The organism is Paenibacillus sp. LHD-38 (assembly GCF_031157315.1).
Classification (GTDB): Bacteria; Bacillota; Bacilli; order Paenibacillales; family Paenibacillaceae; genus Pristimantibacillus.
In genome coordinates this window covers 209601-228442 of the sequence record NZ_JAVIFU010000003.1, presented here as the reverse complement: position 1 = coordinate 228442, position 18842 = coordinate 209601, and the positions used below count along the sequence as shown (strand labels likewise).

At 45.8% G+C, this 18842-nt stretch carries 14 protein-coding genes; 11 read left to right on the top strand and 3 right to left on the bottom strand.

The genetic code is table 11. The features are described 5' to 3' along the window. Window positions 1–2 precede the first annotated feature (2 nt). Window positions 3–791 carry an HAD family hydrolase gene (locus RCO25_RS04485; protein WP_308994931.1) on the top strand — a complete coding sequence of 263 codons (789 nt, stop codon included), beginning with the start codon at window positions 3–5 and terminating at the stop codon, window positions 789–791. Window positions 792–863: 72 nt separating this feature from the next. Here the strand turns inward: RCO25_RS04485 and RCO25_RS04480 are convergent, their stop codons facing one another. Next, entirely contained in the window at window positions 864–1412 is a 549-nt protein-coding gene (locus RCO25_RS04480; RefSeq protein ID WP_308994930.1) for a 1,2-dihydroxy-3-keto-5-methylthiopentene dioxygenase, read from the bottom strand. Window positions 1413–1553: 141 nt separating this feature from the next. Between RCO25_RS04480 and metH the strand changes: the two genes are divergently transcribed. Both metH and rnz read left to right on the top strand, forming a co-directional pair. Then, a complete protein-coding gene (gene metH, locus RCO25_RS04475) occupies window positions 1554–4994 on the top strand; it encodes a methionine synthase (protein ID WP_308994929.1) in 3441 nt (1146 codons plus the stop codon). Window positions 4995–5106: 112 nt separating this feature from the next. After that, complete coding sequence (rnz, locus tag RCO25_RS04470) at window positions 5107–6045, top strand: ribonuclease Z (protein WP_308994928.1); 939 nt, start codon at window positions 5107–5109, stop codon at window positions 6043–6045. Window positions 6046–6083: 38 nt separating this feature from the next. On the opposite strand, the gene RCO25_RS04465 is transcribed toward rnz, so the two are convergent. Together RCO25_RS04465 and RCO25_RS04460 are read right to left on the bottom strand one after the other, a co-directional pair. After that, window positions 6084–6695: an SdpI family protein gene (locus RCO25_RS04465; protein ID WP_308994927.1), complete on the bottom strand. Its 612-nt coding sequence runs from the start codon at window positions 6693–6695 to the stop codon at window positions 6084–6086. Then, window positions 6692–6979, bottom strand: coding sequence for an autorepressor SdpR family transcription factor (locus RCO25_RS04460; RefSeq protein ID WP_308994926.1), 288 nt, complete (start codon window positions 6977–6979; stop codon window positions 6692–6694). The genes RCO25_RS04465 and RCO25_RS04460 overlap by 4 nt, the downstream gene beginning before the upstream one ends. A gap of 203 nt (window positions 6980–7182) precedes the next feature. Here RCO25_RS04460 and RCO25_RS04455 point away from each other — a divergent pair, with 203 nt between their 5' ends. The 8 genes from RCO25_RS04455 to RCO25_RS04420 all read left to right on the top strand — a co-directional run bounded on the left by RCO25_RS04455 (window position 7183) and on the right by RCO25_RS04420 (window position 18762). After that, window positions 7183–9468, top strand: a complete 2286-nt coding sequence (locus RCO25_RS04455) for a DEAD/DEAH box helicase (protein ID WP_308994925.1) — start codon at window positions 7183–7185, stop codon at window positions 9466–9468. Further along, complete coding sequence (locus tag RCO25_RS04450; protein ID WP_308994924.1) at window positions 9465–10766, top strand: ribonuclease H-like domain-containing protein; 1302 nt, start codon at window positions 9465–9467, stop codon at window positions 10764–10766. The genes RCO25_RS04455 and RCO25_RS04450 overlap by 4 nt, the downstream gene beginning before the upstream one ends. Before the next feature lie 136 nt (window positions 10767–10902). Next, the gene (locus RCO25_RS04445; protein WP_308994923.1) at window positions 10903–11715 is read left to right on the top strand and encodes a TIGR01457 family HAD-type hydrolase; all 813 of its coding nucleotides are present in this window, start codon (window positions 10903–10905) and stop codon (window positions 11713–11715) included. A gap of 40 nt (window positions 11716–11755) precedes the next feature. Then, entirely contained in the window at window positions 11756–12571 is an 816-nt protein-coding gene (locus RCO25_RS04440) for an Fpg/Nei family DNA glycosylase (protein ID WP_308994922.1), read from the top strand. Between the two features lie 43 nt (window positions 12572–12614). Beyond that, window positions 12615–12947: a cyclic-phosphate processing receiver domain-containing protein gene (locus RCO25_RS04435; protein ID WP_308994921.1), complete on the top strand. Its 333-nt coding sequence runs from the start codon at window positions 12615–12617 to the stop codon at window positions 12945–12947. A 1313-nt stretch (window positions 12948–14260) separates the two neighbouring features. Further along, a complete protein-coding gene (locus RCO25_RS04430; RefSeq protein WP_308994920.1) occupies window positions 14261–15277 on the top strand; it encodes an SAM-dependent methyltransferase in 1017 nt (338 codons plus the stop codon). 181 nt (window positions 15278–15458) lie between these two features. Continuing rightward, complete coding sequence (locus RCO25_RS04425; protein ID WP_308994919.1) at window positions 15459–17213, top strand: sensor histidine kinase; 1755 nt, start codon at window positions 15459–15461, stop codon at window positions 17211–17213. After that, entirely contained in the window at window positions 17206–18762 is a 1557-nt protein-coding gene (locus RCO25_RS04420) for a response regulator transcription factor (protein ID WP_308994918.1), read from the top strand. The genes RCO25_RS04425 and RCO25_RS04420 overlap by 8 nt, the downstream gene beginning before the upstream one ends. The last annotated feature ends 80 nt before the right edge of the window (window positions 18763–18842 follow it).

Below are 18842 nucleotides of genomic sequence, written 5' to 3'. Positions count from 1 at the left end.
CGATGGCTAAACATGCAGTATTATTTGATCTAGATGACACTTTACTGTGGGATGACCGCAGCGTTAAGGAAGCTTTCGAAGCAACATGCCAAGCTGCAGCTGCAGCAACGGGAGTTGAGCCAGACGCCCTTGAGGAAGCGGTGCGCCGTGAAGCAAGAGCGCTTTATGAATCGTATGAAACTTTTCCATTTACAAAAATGATCGGAATCAATCCTTTTGAAGGATTGTGGGCGCCCTTCCGCGAAGGTGAGCAGGAGGAATTCCGCAAGCTCGAGAGTCTTGCGCCAGGATACCGGAAAGCGGCGTGGACACAGGGTTTGAAGGCGCTTGGCGTTGATAACGAAGAACTTGGCGCAATTCTAGCAGAGCAATTCCCTGCAGAACGCCGCTCACGTCCCATCGTATATGAAGAAACGTTCCGCGTGCTGGACGCACTTAAAGGTAAATATAAGCTGTTGCTGCTTACGAACGGATCTCCTGACTTGCAAAGAGAAAAGTTAGCTGGCGTTCCGGAACTTCTGCCTTATTTTGATCATATTATAATCTCGGGCGAGTTTGGGCAAGGGAAGCCGGCTGCTGCGATATTCCAGCATGCGCTTGATAGACTTGGTATCGAGACAGAGCATGGGATTATGGTTGGCGATAAGCTGACAACGGACATTCTCGGCGCGAATACGATTGGAATGACATCGGTATGGATTAATCGCCATGGCGCCGTCCGTAACGACGAAATCATTCCTACCCATGAAATCAAACATTTAGAAGAGCTTTTGCAGCTGCTTGAGCTTTAAATAATAGCAATAAAAAGCCCCTCATTGTCTGCAATTGCAGCTTACGAGGGGCTTGCATTATTTTAGAACGTATTAAGCCTGGTTGGACGCGAACTTCTCGTCAGCAAAAGGATGAGCGATCCAGCCTTCTGTTTCAATGAAAAGACGAACGGCAACGATTTGACGGTTATCCATCAGCGTGAAGAAATGCGGTTTGTATTCCGGAACGGAAATCACGTCGCCTGCTTCCAGCTCAACGTCAAAATAACCTACATCATCTGTACCTTTAATAATGAAGATGCCGCGTCCTGCAGTGATCGCACGAACTTCATCTTCCGTATGCGTGTGTACGTTTTCGAATTTTTTAAGGAGCTCGTCTAGATTAGGAGTAGCATCGGATAAGGCAATGATATCCCATGTTTTATAACCGCGGCGCTCAGCGAGGTCTTTGATTTCTTCGTCATATGTTGCCAAAATTTCTTGTTTATCTTCGTCAGAAAGTACGAATTTTTGCTGAAGTCCTTCTGCCAGCTTGCTAGGGTTCCAGTGCTCGTAAAGCACCTCTTGCTGTTCTAGAAATGAACGGACAGCCGCTTCCCCTTGAATCCGTTCCTCTGTATTGCGAATTCTAATTTCAGCCATGAACATTCCCTCTTTTCCTATAGAGATTAAATGATATAATGATTATAAAACAAATCAAATGGATTGTCGATGGATTACCTTTTCACGCAGAAGGTATTCTGATAAACTATGTGTTAATGATTTTGGGAAGGGTGTAGTAAATTGTCGAAACCGACCATACAACAAATGCTTCAGGAGCGCATACTTATCTTGGACGGCGCAATGGGGACGATGATCCAGCAGGCTGGATTAAATGAAGATGATTTTGGAGGACCTGAGCTGGACGGCTGTAATGAAATGCTCGTTCTAACTCGTCCTGATGTCATACAATTGATTCATGAGCAGTATCTTGAAGCAGGCGCGGACATCTTGGAAACCAATACGTTCGGAGCTACAAGTGTCGTGTTGGCTGATTATGATATCCCGGAAAAAGCGAGAGAAATCAATCTGGCAGCTGCAAAGCTGGCCCGTGATGCCTGCGATAAATACAGCACGCCTGACAAGCCTAGATACGTTGCCGGCGCGCTTGGTCCTACGACCAAAACATTGTCGGTAACCGGCGGAGTGACCTTCGATGAGCTTGTAGAGAGCTATTATGAGCAAGCTCTAGCTTTAATAGAAGCGGATGTTGATGCTTTATTGCTCGAAACCTCACAGGATACGCTAAACGTTAAAGCTGGCAGTATTGGTATACGTAACGCTTTCGATAAGCTAGGCAAAGAGCTGCCCATCATGATATCCGGTACGATTGAGCCAATGGGCACGACCTTAGCGGGACAAACGATTGAATCCTTTTATATTTCCTTAGAGCATTTGAAGCCAATCTCCATTGGCTTGAACTGCGCGACAGGACCTGAGTTTATGCGGGATCATCTTCGCACGCTCAGCGAGATTGCTAATTCTGCAATAAGCTGTTATCCGAACGCGGGATTACCCGACGAGAACGGAAATTATCATGAATCGCCGGAATCATTAGCCAAAAAAATGTCAGCTTTTGCAGAGCAAGGTTGGCTGAACATCGCCGGCGGATGCTGCGGAACGACTCCAGAGCATATACGCGTGATGGGCGAGACCATGGCGAAATACGCTCCTCGTACAAAAATGGGATCCCATCCTAACGCGGTTTCAGGTATTGAAACGGTATTCATTGAGCCTGAGAATCGGCCGATTATGATTGGGGAACGCACGAACATTTCCGGTTCCCGCAAATTCAAAAGGCTTCTGAAGGAAGAAAAGTTTGATGAAGCCTCTGAAATCGCAAGGGCCCAGGTGAAGGGCGGGGCCCATGTTATCGATATTAACCTGCAGGACACGGATATCGATGAGGCCTATGCGGTCCATCAATTTTTGCCGCAGGTCGTCAAGAAGATAAAAGCTCCATTGATGCTCGATTCCACCTATGATCATATTATCGAGCTGGGGCTAAAATATTCGCAAGGAAAAGCGATCATCAACTCCATTAACCTGGAGGACGGCGAGTCTAAATTTGAACAAATTTTGCCGTTAATCCATCGTTATGGCGCTGCCGTCGTGATGATACTCATCGATGAGCGAGGCCAAGCCGTAACCCGTGAAGCGAAGATGGAGGTTGCCGAGCGTTCCTACAACCTGCTGACCCAGAAATATAAGATGAACCCAGAGGATATTATTTTTGACCCGAATATGTTCCCGGTCGGATCCGGCGATCCTCAATATATCGGTTCCGCGGTCGAAACGCTCGAAGGAATCCGGATGATCAAGGAGAAGTTCCCGCTTGCCAAAACGATTCTGGGACTCAGCAATATTTCCTTTGGCCTTCCAGATGCGGGTCGTGAAGTGCTGAACTCCGTTTATTTGTACCATGCAACCAAAGCGGGACTTGATTATGCGATCGTTAACACGGAGAAGCTGGAGCGTTATGCTTCGATTCCCGATGAAGAGCGTCGTTTGGCTGAGGAGCTCATCTATAATACGACGGACGAGACGTTAGCTGCGTTTGTGGCTGCATTCCGCGACAAGAAAGTCGAAAAGAAAGAAAAAATTTCGAATCTAACCCTCGAGGAGCGTCTTGGCTCATACGTTGTGGAAGGAACAAAGGAAGGCCTTATCCCGGATCTTGACGAAGCGCTGAAGAAATATTCAGCCATGGATGTCATTAACGGACCGCTAATGCGCGGGATGGAGGAAGTAGGCCGTTTATTTAACGGAAATGAGCTGATCGTAGCTGAAGTGCTGCAAAGCGCCGAGGTTATGAAAGCCTCCGTAAATTATTTAGAGTCGTTTATGGAGAAAAATGAATCATCCGTAAAAGGAAAAATTATTTTGGCAACGGTTAAAGGCGATGTGCATGACATCGGTAAAAACCTGGTTGAAATTATTTTATCGAATAACGGCTATAAAATCATAAATTTGGGTATAAAAGTACCGCCTGAGCAATTAATCGAGGCGTATCGCAAAGAGAAGGTCGATGCGATCGGTTTGTCGGGCTTGCTCGTAAAATCAGCTCAACAGATGGTCATCACCGCACAGGATTTGCGTACGGCTGGCATCGATGCACCAATTCTTGTCGGCGGCGCGGCATTGACGAGGAAATTTACAAAGACGAGAATCGGCCCTGAATATGACGGTCTCGTGTTATATGCGAAGGATGCAATGGACGGACTAGACATCGCAAATAAGCTGATGGATCCTGATCACCGTTCGCGGATGGAGGACGAGATGGCTGCTTTTAAGGCATCCGGCGGCCTCGAAGAGGAAGAGAAAAAGCCTTTGCCTCAACTGACACGGGCTGTACGCTCTAAAATTTCACCGGATGCGCCTGTATTTACGCCGCCGGATTTGGAGCGCCACGTACTTCGTGATGTACCGCTTCCGCATGTTATTCCGTATGTGAATATGCAAATGCTGCTCGGTCATCACCTTGGGCTAAAAGGCAATGTAGACAATTTGCTCAAAGAAGGCAATGAGAAAGCAGTTCAGCTTAAAGCTACCGTCGATGAGATTTTGCAAGAAGGCACTTCTAACGGTATTATCAAAACCCATGGCATGTACCGTTTCTTTCCGGCTCAATCCTCGGGCAATGATGTTATTATTTACAATCCGGTTGATCCTTTACAGGAAATCAAGCGATTCACGTTCCCGCGTCAGCAGGTTGAGCCGTATTTATGCTTAGCTGATTTCTTGAAATCAGTGGAGAGCGGCGTCATGGATTATGTAGGCTTCTTAGTCGTAACGGCTGGTCACGGCATTCGAGAGCTCGCCAATGAATGGAAAGACAACGGGGATTACCTGCGTTCGCATGCATTGCAATCTGTAGCACTGGAAGTTGCTGAAGGCATGGCTGAGCGTGTTCATCACATTATGCGGGATATTTGCGGATATCCGGATCCGGCAGAAATGACGATGAAACAGCGTCATGGCGCACGTTATCAAGGTATCCGCGTATCCTTCGGATATCCGGCGTGTCCGAATCTAGAGGATCAAGAACCTCTGTTCGGTCTGATGAGACCTCAAGATATCGGTGTTGAATTAACTGAAGGTTTCATGATGGAACCTGAAGCCTCTGTATCAGCGATGGTATTTGCCCATCCGGAAGCGCAATATTTTAATGTAGAGAAACTATAGCTTATAATAAAAGGAGAGCCCTTAAGCGTTCGTTTAACGAGCTTGTAAGGGCTCTTTGTTTCAATTATTGAAGTTAAGGCAGCTTCTGCTAAGAGTGAGGTGATCGAGAAATATGAACATGTGGTTTTTGGGGACGGGTGCTGGAAGACCCTCGAAGTATCGCAATGTAACCGCTATGGCGCTGCAGCTGCCTGAGCCAAATTGCAGCTGGCTGCTGTTTGATGCCGGCGAAGCGACCCAGCATCAGATTATGCGCACGCCGCTTAAGCTGAATAAGCTGGAATTCGTGTTTATCACACATTTACACGGCGATCACCTATACGGTTTGCCGGGCTTGCTCAGCAGTCGTTCGTTCGATGGAGGAGTTACTCCTGTTCGGCTCTATGGTCCTGTTGGAATAAAAGCGTTTATTGATACGATATTCAATATCAGTGCAACTCAGCTCGATTATGAACTGATTATCCATGAAATATCTGAAAATGAAACGATTATTTACGAAGATGAACGGTTTAAAGTGGAAGTTGGTAAGCTTGAGCATCGTGTGGTCAGCTTCGGCTACCGCTTAACGGAAAAGGATCAGCCTGGCAGGCTGCTCGTAGACAAGCTGAAGGAGCTCGGCATCGAAGCTGGCCCTTTGTATGGTAAATTAAAGCAAGGGGAGTCTGTCACTTCGCCAACCGGCATGATTGTACATACCGAGGATGTAACTGGGCCAGCACATATCGGAAGGGTTATCACGGTTCTGGGCGACACTAAGCCTTGTGGAAACGCTCACAGGCTTGCCGTCGATGCGGATCTCCTCGTGCATGAAGCTACCTTTGCTGCAGGCTTAGAGGAGAAGGCTCATGAATTCGGCCATTGCACAACGAAGGAAGCCGCCGAAACGGCCGCAAAAGCGAAAGCCAAGAGGCTGGTTATGACACATTTTAGCGGACGATACAGTAACGAGGATCTTTTGCAATTGGAGAGAGAGGCTGCCCTTTATTTTGAACCGGTAACGGCTGCGACGGATCTGCTCCATATTGAAATTAAACGGGCTTTGAACGAGTAAGATAGCAAAAACGCGAGGAAATCCTCGCGTTTTTTTGTTTAATTATGATCCTTGCCGTAATGGAAGGACAAGTATACAGAAGCTAATACGACGATAAGGATTATGCCGAAAAAAATAAACACTTGATAAGGGCTCGGGACAAATGCGCTCGCGATCATCAACAGGCCGCCAAAAAAATAAAATTCAGCAGCCATCTGATGCGTTTTCTTCCAAACAGACTCGCTTGCTAACGTATGGGCTGTTTTTATGCCGATGAAGCTGTCATGCTGGAAACGCGGCATAAAGATACCCGAAACGCTCATAATGACACCGATCATGGGAATAACAACCTTCTCTATATCGATAGCGAATCCGTATCCTAATGCGATCGTGGTACTGTGCAGCACCAGAAGACAAAGCAGAATGACATTCTGGATAATGAGTAGAGCGGCTTTGTGTTTATGGTAGTTTTGCTTTCTAGGGAGAATGACGATCAAAATGACCATTAGCGCGGGAAGCAGCAGAAGAGCGAAAGCTTTATGCGCAAATCCATTGATTTCATTATTGATATCCCAATGAATGGCCATTTGATCAGGCAAATAGGGATAAGTTACGATACTTGCGATAACTGCGATCGATATAATGATCCAAGAGAGCACGGTAGATTTCAATTTTTTTCATTCCCCCTGGAGTCGGATTGCTGAAAGGAGATGATCCATTTGATCAAGTCTTGGAATACCGCCGTATTAAGTGAATAGTAGATATGTTGGCCTTGGCGCTCATCCCATACGAGCTCCGCTTGCTTTAATAGGCTGAGATGATGAGAGATGCTGGGCTTTGTCATTTGAAAATGTTCGGCAATTTCTCCGGCGGTTAAATCCCGCTCTTGGAGCAGATCTAATATTGTTCTCCTAGTCGGATCGGATAACGCTTTAAAGGCAAGGTTGATGGACATAGAACCATCCTTTCACCGTTTTCTTTTCAAACGATTAGATAGTTAAACAAGTATCTAAATGATAGATATGAAACTACTATATCGTTTACGCAAAAGGCTGTCAATTTTCAAGGAACCAGCAGTTTTCTTAAATTAAAATTGCAGACCGAACATGTATTCTGTAAAATAAAAAGAAACATATGTTTGATGGGAGATGGACGGTAATGAACCGGTTTACGGGAAAAACCTCCGGTTTGGAGGAGTGGTTGACGCAGGTGCGGGAAAATACCGAGATTATGGACAATGTTACGCACTGGCGTACCCTCGCTCCGCGTGACGCGCGTACCGCTCCGCTGCCGGAAGGCCTGCACCATGCATGGAAGGAAGCGCTGAATTCCCGCGGGGTCAGCGAATTATATACGCATCAAGCTGAAGCATACCGCGCAGTACGGGCCGGACACCATGTAGTCGCAGTGACGCCAACTGCATCAGGCAAGACGCTTTGTTACAATCTGCCTGTTATGCAGTCTCTGCTCGAAAACGAAGAGGGCAGGGCGCTCTATTTGTTTCCGACGAAGGCACTCGCACAAGACCAGGTTGCAGAGCTGCAAGCGCTCGCCGACTTAATGGATGTAGGCATTAAGACTCACACTTATGACGGGGATACGCCGCCAACTGTACGAACAGCGATACGTAATGCCGGTCATATCGTGGTCACGAATCCGGATATGCTCCACTCGGCGATACTGCCGCATCACACCAAATGGGTCAAGCTGTTCGAAAATATAAAGTATATCGTTATAGATGAAGTCCATGCCTATCGCGGCGTGTTCGGAAGCCATGTGGCCAACGTCATGCGGCGGTTAAAACGCATTTGCAAGTTTTACGGCTCGACGCCGCAGTTTATTTGTGCGTCAGCCACGATCGATAATCCCCAGGAGCATGCAGAACGTTTAATCGGGGAGAAAGTAACACTTGTCGACAACAACGGCGCACCTATGGGAGAAAAGCATTTTGTCTTTTACAATCCTCCTGTTGTTAATAAACAGCTGGGCATTCGTCGCAGCAGTGTGCTAGAGACGCGCAAGCTTGCCGGACTGCTGCTTAAGCAGGGGGTTCAGACGATTGTATTCGCTAGAAGCCGTGTTCGCGTTGAGCTGCTGCTGACATACTTGCAGGAATTGATTCGCGATAAAATCAATGATAAGTCGATCAGAGGTTACCGCGGCGGCTATTTGCCCAAATTGCGCAGAGAAATTGAACGCGGTTTGCGATCGGGCGAAATTCGCGGCGTTGTCAGCACAAATGCGCTGGAGCTTGGCATTGATATCGGTCAGCTCCAAGCCTGCGTTTTGAATGGATATCCCGGCACAATCGCAAGCACCTGGCAGCAATCCGGACGTGCGGGAAGAAGACTAGAGAGCTCGATCACCTTTATGGTGGCGAGCAGCAATCCGTTGGATCAGTATATGATTCAAAACCCGGACTTTTTCTTTAATCGGCCCCCCGAACGCGCATTGATCCATCCTGATAACTTATTGGTGCTTATGGATCATGTCAAATGTGCGGCATACGAGCTTCCATTCGAGGCAGGGGACACTTTCGGTTCGGAATCTCTGGAGGATATGATGGAGTTTCTCGTGGAGGAGAAGGTGCTGCATAAAGCGGGAAGCCGATGGTTCTGGATGGAGCAATCCTTCCCGGCACACAACATTTCGCTGCGGTCGGCGGCACAGGAGAACTTTGTCATTATTGATAATACGAACGGCAGCCGGGTACTGGGAGAGGTTGATCGGTTCAGTGCTCCGACGCTCATTCATGAGGAAGCAATCTATATTCATGAAGGCGTGCAGTACCAGGTCGAGAAGCTCGACTATCCGGAGAAAAAAGCCTATGTACGAGAGGTTAGCGTGGATTATTATACAGATGCCAACCTAGCGGTTGAACTAAAGGTGCTGTACGTAGATAAGGAAAGAGAGTCGGGCGAGCTGATTAGGCAATACGGTGAACTCACGGTCAATGCCAAACCAACCATTTTCAAAAAAATAAAGCTTCGCACGCATGAAAATATCGGTTCAGGACCTATTCATTTGCCCGAGGAAGAGCTGCATACGAGCGGTTATTGGTTCTCGTTTAGCGAAGAGGCCGCAGCCCGCAAAAGCAAAAACGAAATGCAGTTTGCTTTGCTGGGCATTGCGAACGTGCTCGTGCATATTGCGCCCCTCTATTTAATGTGCGATCCTTTCGATATTAGAGTCGTACCTCAAGTAAAAGCCGTTCATACGCAAAAGCCGACGATTTATTTCTACGATCGTTACCCGGGAGGAATCGGGCTAAGCGAGCGTTTGTTCGAGGTGCATGATGACCTTATTCGCCAGGCCAAATCCTTAATACGCGCATGTACATGCTTAAGCGGCTGTCCGGCCTGCGTGGGTCCCATTGAAGAAGTGGGGCTGCTTGGGAAGCAGCAGGCGCTGGAGCTGCTGAACGAAGCGGAGGGTACGCGATGAGCGGTATGCGTGATAGAATGAAGCGTTTGCGCGGTGAAAGCTCCAAACAGGAAGCGGTGATTGAAGAAGCAGCCGAGCTGACTGAAGAACCGAATACGGAGCTTGCCGGAGAAGATGAGGAGAAGCTTTCACCCGTTTGGGCTGCTTTTGGAGTTAAGCTGGTTACGAATGCTACTGGCAGCTTCTTACTGCGAAAAATAGAATATCCATTAGATTATCGTCATGGTTTGCATGCTCTCCGGGAGCTGCAAGATGCAGCACCCGGTTTATCGGCATTTCATTCCAATCAGCAAACTGCCTCCGAGCAGATATTGTTTCTGGATCTAGAAACGACAGGCTTAGGCGTTGGGGCGGGGAACGTTCCGTTTATGGTTGGCATAGGCTATATGTCAAAGGGCCAATTTGTCATCGAGCAAACGTTGATCAGGCATCCTGCCGAAGAGAGAGCGATGCTCATGTATTTGGCGGAAAAGCTGCAGCAGTTCACTTTTCTATCGACCTATAACGGCAAGACATTCGATTGGCCGCTTGTCCAAAATCGATTTATCATGAATGGGCTTGGACGCAAAATGTGGGAGCCTCAGCATCTCGATTTTTTGCATCCGGCGCGGTCGATATGGAGAAACACACTCGTTTCATGTCGATTAAGTCACGTCGAGGAAGAACGGCTTGGCATTCATCGGAAAGATGATGTACCGGGCTCGATGGCGCCTCAACTCTATTTTCAATATTTAGCAAATGGAGATCCAGCGCCGCTTGAAGGCGTTTTTCGTCATAATGAAACGGATATGCTCTCACTTGCTTGTCTAGCAATTCGTTTTGGGCATTTATTGAATGGCAATATTGAATCGTATATTCCCCTACCGGATGAGCCGGAGGAAATGGTGCGCACTGGCCTTTGGCTGGAACGGATGGGCAAAAATGAGCTTCCCATTCAATTGTTCGATATGGCAATGAATGCGGAACAATCGAATCCTTCAACGCTTCTTATGCTTGCCGCACGCGACAAGAAGGCTGGAAATTGGGTTCGTGCTGTGTTATTGTGGCAGAAGGCTATTATTCATTCCAGCTCGCATTTTGGCCCTGCTGCTCATGAAGCGAGCATAGAACTGGCTATGTACTACGAGCATAAACTGAAGGATTACGAGGCTGCTTTAGGGCATGCGAATATGGCGTTTGAACATGCTATGAATCATTCTCTGCTTATTCGTCGCGATATCAAAAAAAGAGCAGAGCTCGAGGCGCTGAGAAATCGAATCACGCGCTTACGACGAAAATCAGCCAAACATATCCAATAAGCGAGCTCTCACTAAATCGAGCAAATTCGTGGATTATAGATGCAATTGAATGATCGGGGATATTTTATAACGGAAAATTAAAGTTTATACAGCAGATTGCAGCGATGCCGCTCTTGCTTGAGAGGATTTTATAATAATGACAAAAAAACTACCGACAATGCGCGGTTTGCTTATTGATCTGGATGGCACCTTATATCATGGAACGCATCGCATCGACGATGCAGATCGGCTTATTTCTTATTTGAGAGACACGAAGCTTCCTTTCCGCTTCGTTACGAACAATTCATCGTCTACCCCAGAAGAGGTAGCGGATAGACTGAACAATATGGGGATCCCTGCGGTACCTAAGGATGTATGCACATCAGCTCAAGCAGCTGCGGGGCATATCGCGGAGATTAAGCCGGGAGCTTCTGTTTTTGTAGTCGGCGAAACCGGACTTAAGAAAGCCGTTCAAGAAACTGGCTTATCATTGACGGAGGAACAACCCGATTTCGTGCTGCAGGGCATTGACCGTTCCTTTACCTATGAACGCTTAACAAAAGCGGTCCGGTATATTCATGGCGGTGCGGCTTTTGTGATGACAAACCCGGATTTGCTGATTCCATCCACAGACGGTCTCATTCCCGGTGCGGGCTCCATTGGAGCCATGCTGCGGGCAGCGGGTGGGAAAGAACCAATTTTGATCGGAAAGCCCTCATCGATTCTTATGAAATATTCACTGAGAGAGATCGGATTAAAGGCTGAAGAAACGTGGGTAGTTGGAGACAATATGGCTACAGACATCGCTTTCGGAGAGGCTGCAGGCTGTGGTACGATTCTTGTTTTAACCGGACTTACAACTGCTGAGAATTTGTCATATTACATGGAGCAAGCAGGCTGTCAGCCAAGCGTTATTTGCAATCACTTAGAAGAGCTTCGTTCTTATATATCTGATCACAGACAAATATGAGATTAAGCAAACGAAGAACATAGGAAGGAAGCGAGCTTTCATGCAGGAACTGCCGGAACTGGATATTTATCGGACTTTCATCGCGGAGCAATTCGTAGGAGGTCAAATAACCGGTATTGAAATATCAAATACAAAGATTTTTCAAGCAACCGACGAGCAAATAGAGCGAGATGTTATTGGTAAGGTAGTATGGTTTGTAGAAAGAAGAGGCTTTTATTTAGTTATGCATTTGGATAATGGGAAACGTCTGTTGCTACATTTGGGGCAAGGGGCTTATTTGTATAGCGGAAGCGAAGCTGATAAACCAAGCCGTACCGCACAGTTGAAACTTATTTTCGGCGAAACCGTACTTTACGGCGTTGGATTGCGTGCGGATGATTTGCAGCTTTTAACGGTAAAGGGAATTGAGGAAAAGCTAGGTAAGTTTGGACCTGATGCGCTGGACAAAAGGTTGACGTTAGACCGTTTCATCGGGCAGTTTGCCAAAAAACGCGGAGCAATTAAAACAGCGTTAATGGACCAAAACGTAATCACTGGTATCGGTGCCGTATACTCGGATGAGATTTGTTTTGCTGCCTCGGTTCGGCCAGATGCAAAAATTCCTATGTTCGAGAACGAAACCTGGGAACGCCTATATGAAGCGATGCATAGTGTATTAAAGGAAGCGATTTCGCATGGCGGGGCAGGCGAGCATGCTTATTCCGCAGAGGATGACTTAACGGGTAAACATCGTGATCAATTTCAAGTTTATGACCGTGAAGGCCAAGTCTGCCAGAATTGCGGGACGATTATCGAGAAAATCGATGTTTCGAACCGGAAAGCATTCGTTTGTTCAAATTGCCAAAAGGATCAATGAATAAGCAAGCTTTGAATCTATTCGTTGAACGGGGGTTTCATTCATGATCCATGTGTACTTAGACGATTACCGAGTATGCCCCAAAGGGTTCGTTCTGGCGAGTAATGCCGAAGAATGCAAGCAGCTTCTGGATTTCGAGAAAATAGGCATTCTTTCGCTCGATTACGATCTTGGCTGGGCTCAACCGACTGGCTATGAAGTGGTCCGTCATATCGTGGAAACAGGCCGTTATCCGGAACAAATCTACTTACACACTTCAAGTGCAGCGGGCCGTATGCAAATGTACCATATGTTATCAACTAGCGCGCCGGCTGCAACCAAGCTGCATAACGGTCCGATGCCGGACGCGCTTTTAAATGAAATAGCTGCTGGTTAACTTTTCACCCTTGCCCTCTAGGGTATTAAGCAACGCTTAAGAGATTATTACCAACCTTCAAAGGCTTTCAATGAACCTTAATGGCTTACTACCAACCTTCACGGCTTTTCGAACCCACCCAAACCCTCCCTTCCAAGGGAGGGCCCCAAGGGTTGCACCCTCTGGACACCCGCAATTGGAGTAACGTATTTGATAGTCCGACGCGATTATTGGATAGGTGAGAGCGGGGAACGCTTTGTCCCGGGGGACACGCTTACATTGGGAAGTGAAGTTTAAGGTATTTTTGGACAAGCATTTGGTTCATTATGTTAGTTGAAATAGAATTACAATTGGTTTTATTTCGAGATACTAAATGGAGTTAGTGGTGTAATTGGCTTCATTAGTTTATATTTCTAAATAAATGATCATGTTTAGTTTCACGAAATGTGACTTATTCGTTATAATGCAAACAGATGAGTTGTATGTGAGTTGACCGAAGCAGAAGTGGATCTTACATTTGTAATAGTTAGCTCGTGATCTATTGGATAATAATTAACAGGAAAAACTCCTGCTAATCAACACGCGATGTTTTTTTTCGTACATTTAACAGCAATTTCTCCCGTTAATTTGATTATTTTGGGACAAACTGAGGGGAATATAGATAATTAGCTGGAGATTTTCCAGTTAAGTGAGTAAAACGAGCTCAATGTGAGGAATTAGCGGTAGTTTTTCCAGTTAATGTGCTTAGGGTGTTCGGCTTGCTGATGCAGTGAAGGATTTGTGAAAGATATGCGAAAGAAAAGCGGTGGATCAGCTCGGTAACAAACGTAGCTTGATTATCTAGACAGTCTAACATTATTGCTACTTTAGCTGTCTAATCGCACGCACTTAAAAGTAACCAATGCTCCACTCCCAATGCAAGCGTGTCCCTCAGGGACGAAAGCGATCCTACGCAAACATACACTCAATTGTACTCTGCTCCCCTTACGTTATTCCAATTGCAGGTGTCCAGAGGACGCAGTCCTTGGAGCCCTCCCTTGGAAGGGAGGGTTTGGGCGGGTTCGAAAAGTTAATAAAGGTAATATAAAAACAACCCTTCACTTATTTATTATTTTTTAAAAATTAGTCCTATTAAAAATTAAACTTAAAAGTTTTCAGAGGTAAGGATATAACACCCTCGAGGGTTTGAGAAGTGGAAGTAATACTCACGAGTGTTCGGGTTTGGGCGTATTACTCCCTTGAGGGTTTGAGTGTATAACTCCCTTGAGGGCAGGGGAGAAAAGATCCCTCCAAGGGACCGAGAGTAATTCATATACGAAAGAGGTCTAACATACGTGAGTCAATGGATCGGAACGGCCAATCAAACCTATTCACCCTATGCAATGGAAGAAATTCGCAGAATCCTTGAAGGAGTGGCCTTCACGCAGCTTGCAGCAGGTGAAGTGTTTTTAATGTCCAGCCCGCAAAATCGGGAAGAGACGCTGCAAGCTATCCATCAGCAAGAACCGATCTTTTTACGCCATATCCAGCCGGTGGATCGTACGATTGAAATAACAGGAAACGCGAATGATCTTGAGGAATTATCGAATATGGTTCGCAACGCTGTGCTGTCCTTTGAAAATAAACGAGTGGCCGTGCATATTAGACGAACCTCAAAATCTGAATTTGTTTATTCTGCCGCTGACACGAAAGCAGTGCTTGATGCGGTGCTTGAAGAGATCGGTGCAGAGCCTGTCGTACAGCAGCCGGATATCATTATTGCGATATACGCTGCGGCCAATCAGATTTATGCAGGTTTCGGAGCGCCATCGGATATGCTATCGGATTGGCCAGGCGGCGCAGTTCGCTTTCAGCGTGAGGAAGGGCAGGTATCACGGGCAAAATTCAAACTGCTGGAAGCGGAGCGGGAATTTGGTCTGAATTATGCCAGCTATCAAAATGCACTTGATGTCGGAGCAGCGCCTGGCGGCTGGACATCATTGCTGCTGGAGCGGGGATTACGAGTAACCGCTATTGATCCCGCAGAATTACATCCTTCATTAATGGCTTATCCGACCTTAACGTATTTAAAACGCAATGCATCGGAAGTGAAATTTAATGCTGGTACGTTTGATCTGCTCGTCTGTGATATGAGTTGGAGTCCGATGCTCATGTGCAAGCTGGTGCTTGACCTGGAAGCTGCGCTCAAGAGCGGTGCGACCGCCATCATCACGGTGAAGCTTATGCATCGGAAGCCGCTGCAAACCATCAGAGATGTCATTTCCAGGCTATCAACGGAATTTGTGCTTCAAAAAGCAAAGCAGTTGTTCCATAACCGTGAAGAAATTACGCTATATTTGATTAGAAAATAAGATGAGCCGCCCCCGCCTCAAGGCAGGGCGCTCTTTTTTGAATAGATAAGAATTTATAAGTTTTAACTTATAAATGTGCTTATATATCTTCGCGAAACGAGCTTTTGCCGTTAAAGGACGGCTGCAGCCGTTTGCACTTGTTTTTTAAGGATCTTATGCCGCTGGAAGGAGGCTGCTTTAAGTGCCCAATTTGAAAGCGCTTTATACGAACCTGAGAATAAAGCATAAAATGTTTGTACTTATTTCTGTCATCATGGTGGTCGTTGCCGTGCTTGCTATCATTATTCAACAATATGCCTTTGATTTTTATGATAAAGAAATATACAAGCAGTCTTCAAAGGCACTGAGCTTATCTTCGATTAGCATCGAGAATGAACTGAAAAAGATGGAGAAGCTCACATTCATGCTTACAACGGATTCAACCATTCAACATTATTTAAGATCAATTAAAAGCGGGTTGTCCGATTATGACAACTATGTTGTGCGTTTGACGGTTAGAGAGCGGATGGTCAATATCGGCGCGCTGGATAAGTATGTTCTTTCTGCACAGCTTTATGACGTAAACGACAACGAGTACGCGGTAGGTGCCAATTCAGTTACCGTGTACCAGGACCGCTTGAACGTATATAAGCAATTAACAGCCGTGAATAAAGGGGGAAATACATGGATTGCCCCCTACAGCAATGACAAGTCTTTAATTGCTGCGCGTGAGGTTCGTTCGTTTGAACAGTTGAATCTAGATTACATTGGCACATTAGCGCTTCGAATTGATATGGACAAGCTGTTTAGGGATTTAGCAAAAGGGTTGAACAGCAACGATGCGCAGCTAATAATTATGAAAAATAATGAAGCGGTATATCCGGAGGCTTCGGCTTTCCCGATTGATTCGTTAGCGGCTTTATCCGGCAATGAGGGATATAAGGTCATTCGCTATGAGGGGAAGCAATATTTTGTAACTTATATCGCCTCAACCTATACTGATTGGACGTATTATACGCTGATTCCGTTTGATGATATTTTTGACCGTGTTGCAAAGGTGAAAAATACGATTATTATTATTTTTGCGATCCTTTTTATTGTCATTCTATTGATTGCCGTAGGGTTCGCTAATGGAATAACCGAACCAATCGAACGTTTGAATGCAAAGATGAAAAGGGTGCAGCTGGGCAATTTTTCTTATATCGATGAACCGAATGAACGAACGCTTGCGATGGATGAAGCAGGGCAAATGCACAGGAATTTCCGGATTATGGTTGAACGCATCAATGAGCTCATCCATGAAAACTATGTAAAACAGCTGACGATTCGCGATACGGAGTTCAAGGCGCTTCAGGCACAAATAAACCCGCATTTCCTGTATAACACCTTGGAATCCATCAATTGGTCGGCGAAGCTAAGCAATCAAACGCATATTTCTCAAATGGTTGAAGCGTTAGGCTCGCTGCTCAGAACCTCTATTAATCTGAAGGAGCCGCTTATACCGCTTAGCAAGGAGCTTGACATCATCAATCATTATGTGACCATTCAAAAATATCGGTTCGAGGAACGCCTTGATTTTAATGTAGATGTACCTGAGATACTGCTGCATTGCAGTATTCCTAAGCTCTCGCTTCAGCCGCTTGTCGAGAATGCAATCAACTATGGACTTGAACAAATGATTGACACCTGTACGATAAAAATTCATTCTTATACAGAACATGAACTTTTGTTTATCACGGTCGAGGATAATGGGCCAGGTATGGAGGAGCAATTTGTTGCGCAGCTGCTAAGCGGTGAAGTAAAAACGAAGGGCTCCGGACTCGGATTGAAAAACATTGAGGATCGCATAAAGCTTTTGTATGGAGACGCTTACGGACTACAGGTTGAAAGCGAACCAAATGGGGGCACGAGAGTTAAGCTGATGCTTCCGTATGAAATGAGGGATTCCCGTGTATAAGGTGTTGCTGGTAGATGACGAACGAATAATAGTTGAGGGAATATCGCTTACGGTTAAATGGAATGATTTTAATACGGAGCTCGCAGGAACGGCTCGCAATGGACTCGAGGCGATGGCTTTTATTGAAAGCCATATGCCGGATATTGTGATATCCGATATTAAAATGCCCGGAATGAACGGTTTGCAATTAGTTGAGAAAGTGTATGAGAAATTTCCGCACATTGCCTTCATCTTATTATCCGGATTTAGTGAATTTGATTATGCCAGAACTGCCATGCAGTTCGGGGTTAAACACTACTTACTTAAACCATGTAATGAAAACACGATAACAGAAGCGCTGACAGAAGTGATTTCAGAGCTTGAGGAACAGCAATCGCAAGAAAAATTCATGCTCAATATTCAGAAGGAACTGTCAAAGGTGCTGCCTCACGCGAAGGAGCAATTTTTGAAGGAGCTTGTGACGAACAAGACGTATGGTCAGCGCGATTGGGACGACTACGGTAATTTGTTTCATATAACTGTAGATAATGATAGGGTGCAGCTGCTTTTGTTCCAAATCGAAGGGAAATTTGAGTTCGAGCATATGTTCGCAGTCAAAAATATAGCGCAGGATGTTATTGGCCAATCGATTGTTCTTCTTAGCACTACGATTGGTAAGCATGTACTGCTGTTGATTAAGGCGAGCAGCGGGACAGAAGCTTTATTCACAAAGCTGATTGAAATAAAGCAAACCTTCTCGACCTATTACAAGCTTGATGCCACGGTAGCCGTTAGTGATGCCGGTCCCATTACCCACGCCCGCAAAATGTACCGCGAAACGTTAGAGTGCGTAAATTACCAGTTTTATTTAGGCGAAGGCAGCATCATTACGCAAAATGATGTTGAACGAGGCGATGACTGCGTGCTGAAGCCGTTCATTTACGATGAAGAACCGCTATGCATGCATGTAAAATCGGGAGACTGGGAATTCGTCCAAACGGAACTTCAGAGCTATTTTGCTCAGTTGGCGGAAAGCCGGATGGATACGCATCTCTCAAAATCATATGTCATTCCGCTGTATATTTCGATCGTTCGGCAAGGAAAACCGGAAGAGATAAATGATTATTTAACAAAAATCGCCAGCTTCGAGCAATTTCACACGCTTAGAACCATTGAGCAATTTGTTACCGAAAATGCCGAGCAAATTTGCATGAACAATTTTCAAACTCATTCCAAAAAACATTCGCTCATTATCAATAAGATGATCCATGTCATCGATGAGCAGATCTCAAACCCGGAGCTATCGCTCAACTGGGTAGCGAGTGAAATTTTATATATGAACGCTGATTATTTAGGCAAGCTGTTCAAGAAGGAAACGAACGAGAAATTTTCCAACTATGTCGTGCGTTTAAGAATGGAGCGGGCCATGGAGGAAATTGAAAAGACCGGCGACGTAAAGGTTTTTGAGCTGGCAGAAAAGTTCGGGTTCGGTGATAATCCACAATACTTTAGCCAGGTTTTCAAAAAGCATACCGGATTTACGCCATCCGAATTCAAAAGGTCGCCATAATGGCGACCTCTGTTTTTTTAACAAAGAAAGCGGTTTTTTTAATTCCGACAATTCGACAATCGACCTATAATAAAGCTTGT

What these genes read in the sequence shown, in the direction of transcription:
- RCO25_RS04440 (WP_308994922.1), top strand. Translation starts at nt 11,756, where the DNA reads ATGCAGGAACTGCCGGAACTGGATATTTATCGGACTTTCATCGCGGAG.
- RCO25_RS04455 (WP_308994925.1), top strand. Translation starts at nt 7,183, where the DNA reads ATGAACCGGTTTACGGGAAAAACCTCCGGTTTGGAGGAGTGGTTGACG.
- RCO25_RS04485 (WP_308994931.1), top strand. Translation starts at nt 3, where the DNA reads ATGGCTAAACATGCAGTATTATTTGATCTAGATGACACTTTACTGTGG.
- RCO25_RS04445 (WP_308994923.1), top strand. Translation starts at nt 10,903, where the DNA reads ATGACAAAAAAACTACCGACAATGCGCGGTTTGCTTATTGATCTGGAT.
- RCO25_RS04460 (WP_308994926.1), bottom strand. Translation starts at nt 6,979, where the DNA reads ATGTCCATCAACCTTGCCTTTAAAGCGTTATCCGATCCGACTAGGAGA.
- RCO25_RS04435 (WP_308994921.1), top strand. Translation starts at nt 12,615, where the DNA reads ATGATCCATGTGTACTTAGACGATTACCGAGTATGCCCCAAAGGGTTC.
- RCO25_RS04450 (WP_308994924.1), top strand. Translation starts at nt 9,465, where the DNA reads ATGAGCGGTATGCGTGATAGAATGAAGCGTTTGCGCGGTGAAAGCTCC.
- rnz (WP_308994928.1), top strand. Translation starts at nt 5,107, where the DNA reads ATGAACATGTGGTTTTTGGGGACGGGTGCTGGAAGACCCTCGAAGTAT.
- RCO25_RS04480 (WP_308994930.1), bottom strand. Translation starts at nt 1,412, where the DNA reads ATGGCTGAAATTAGAATTCGCAATACAGAGGAACGGATTCAAGGGGAA.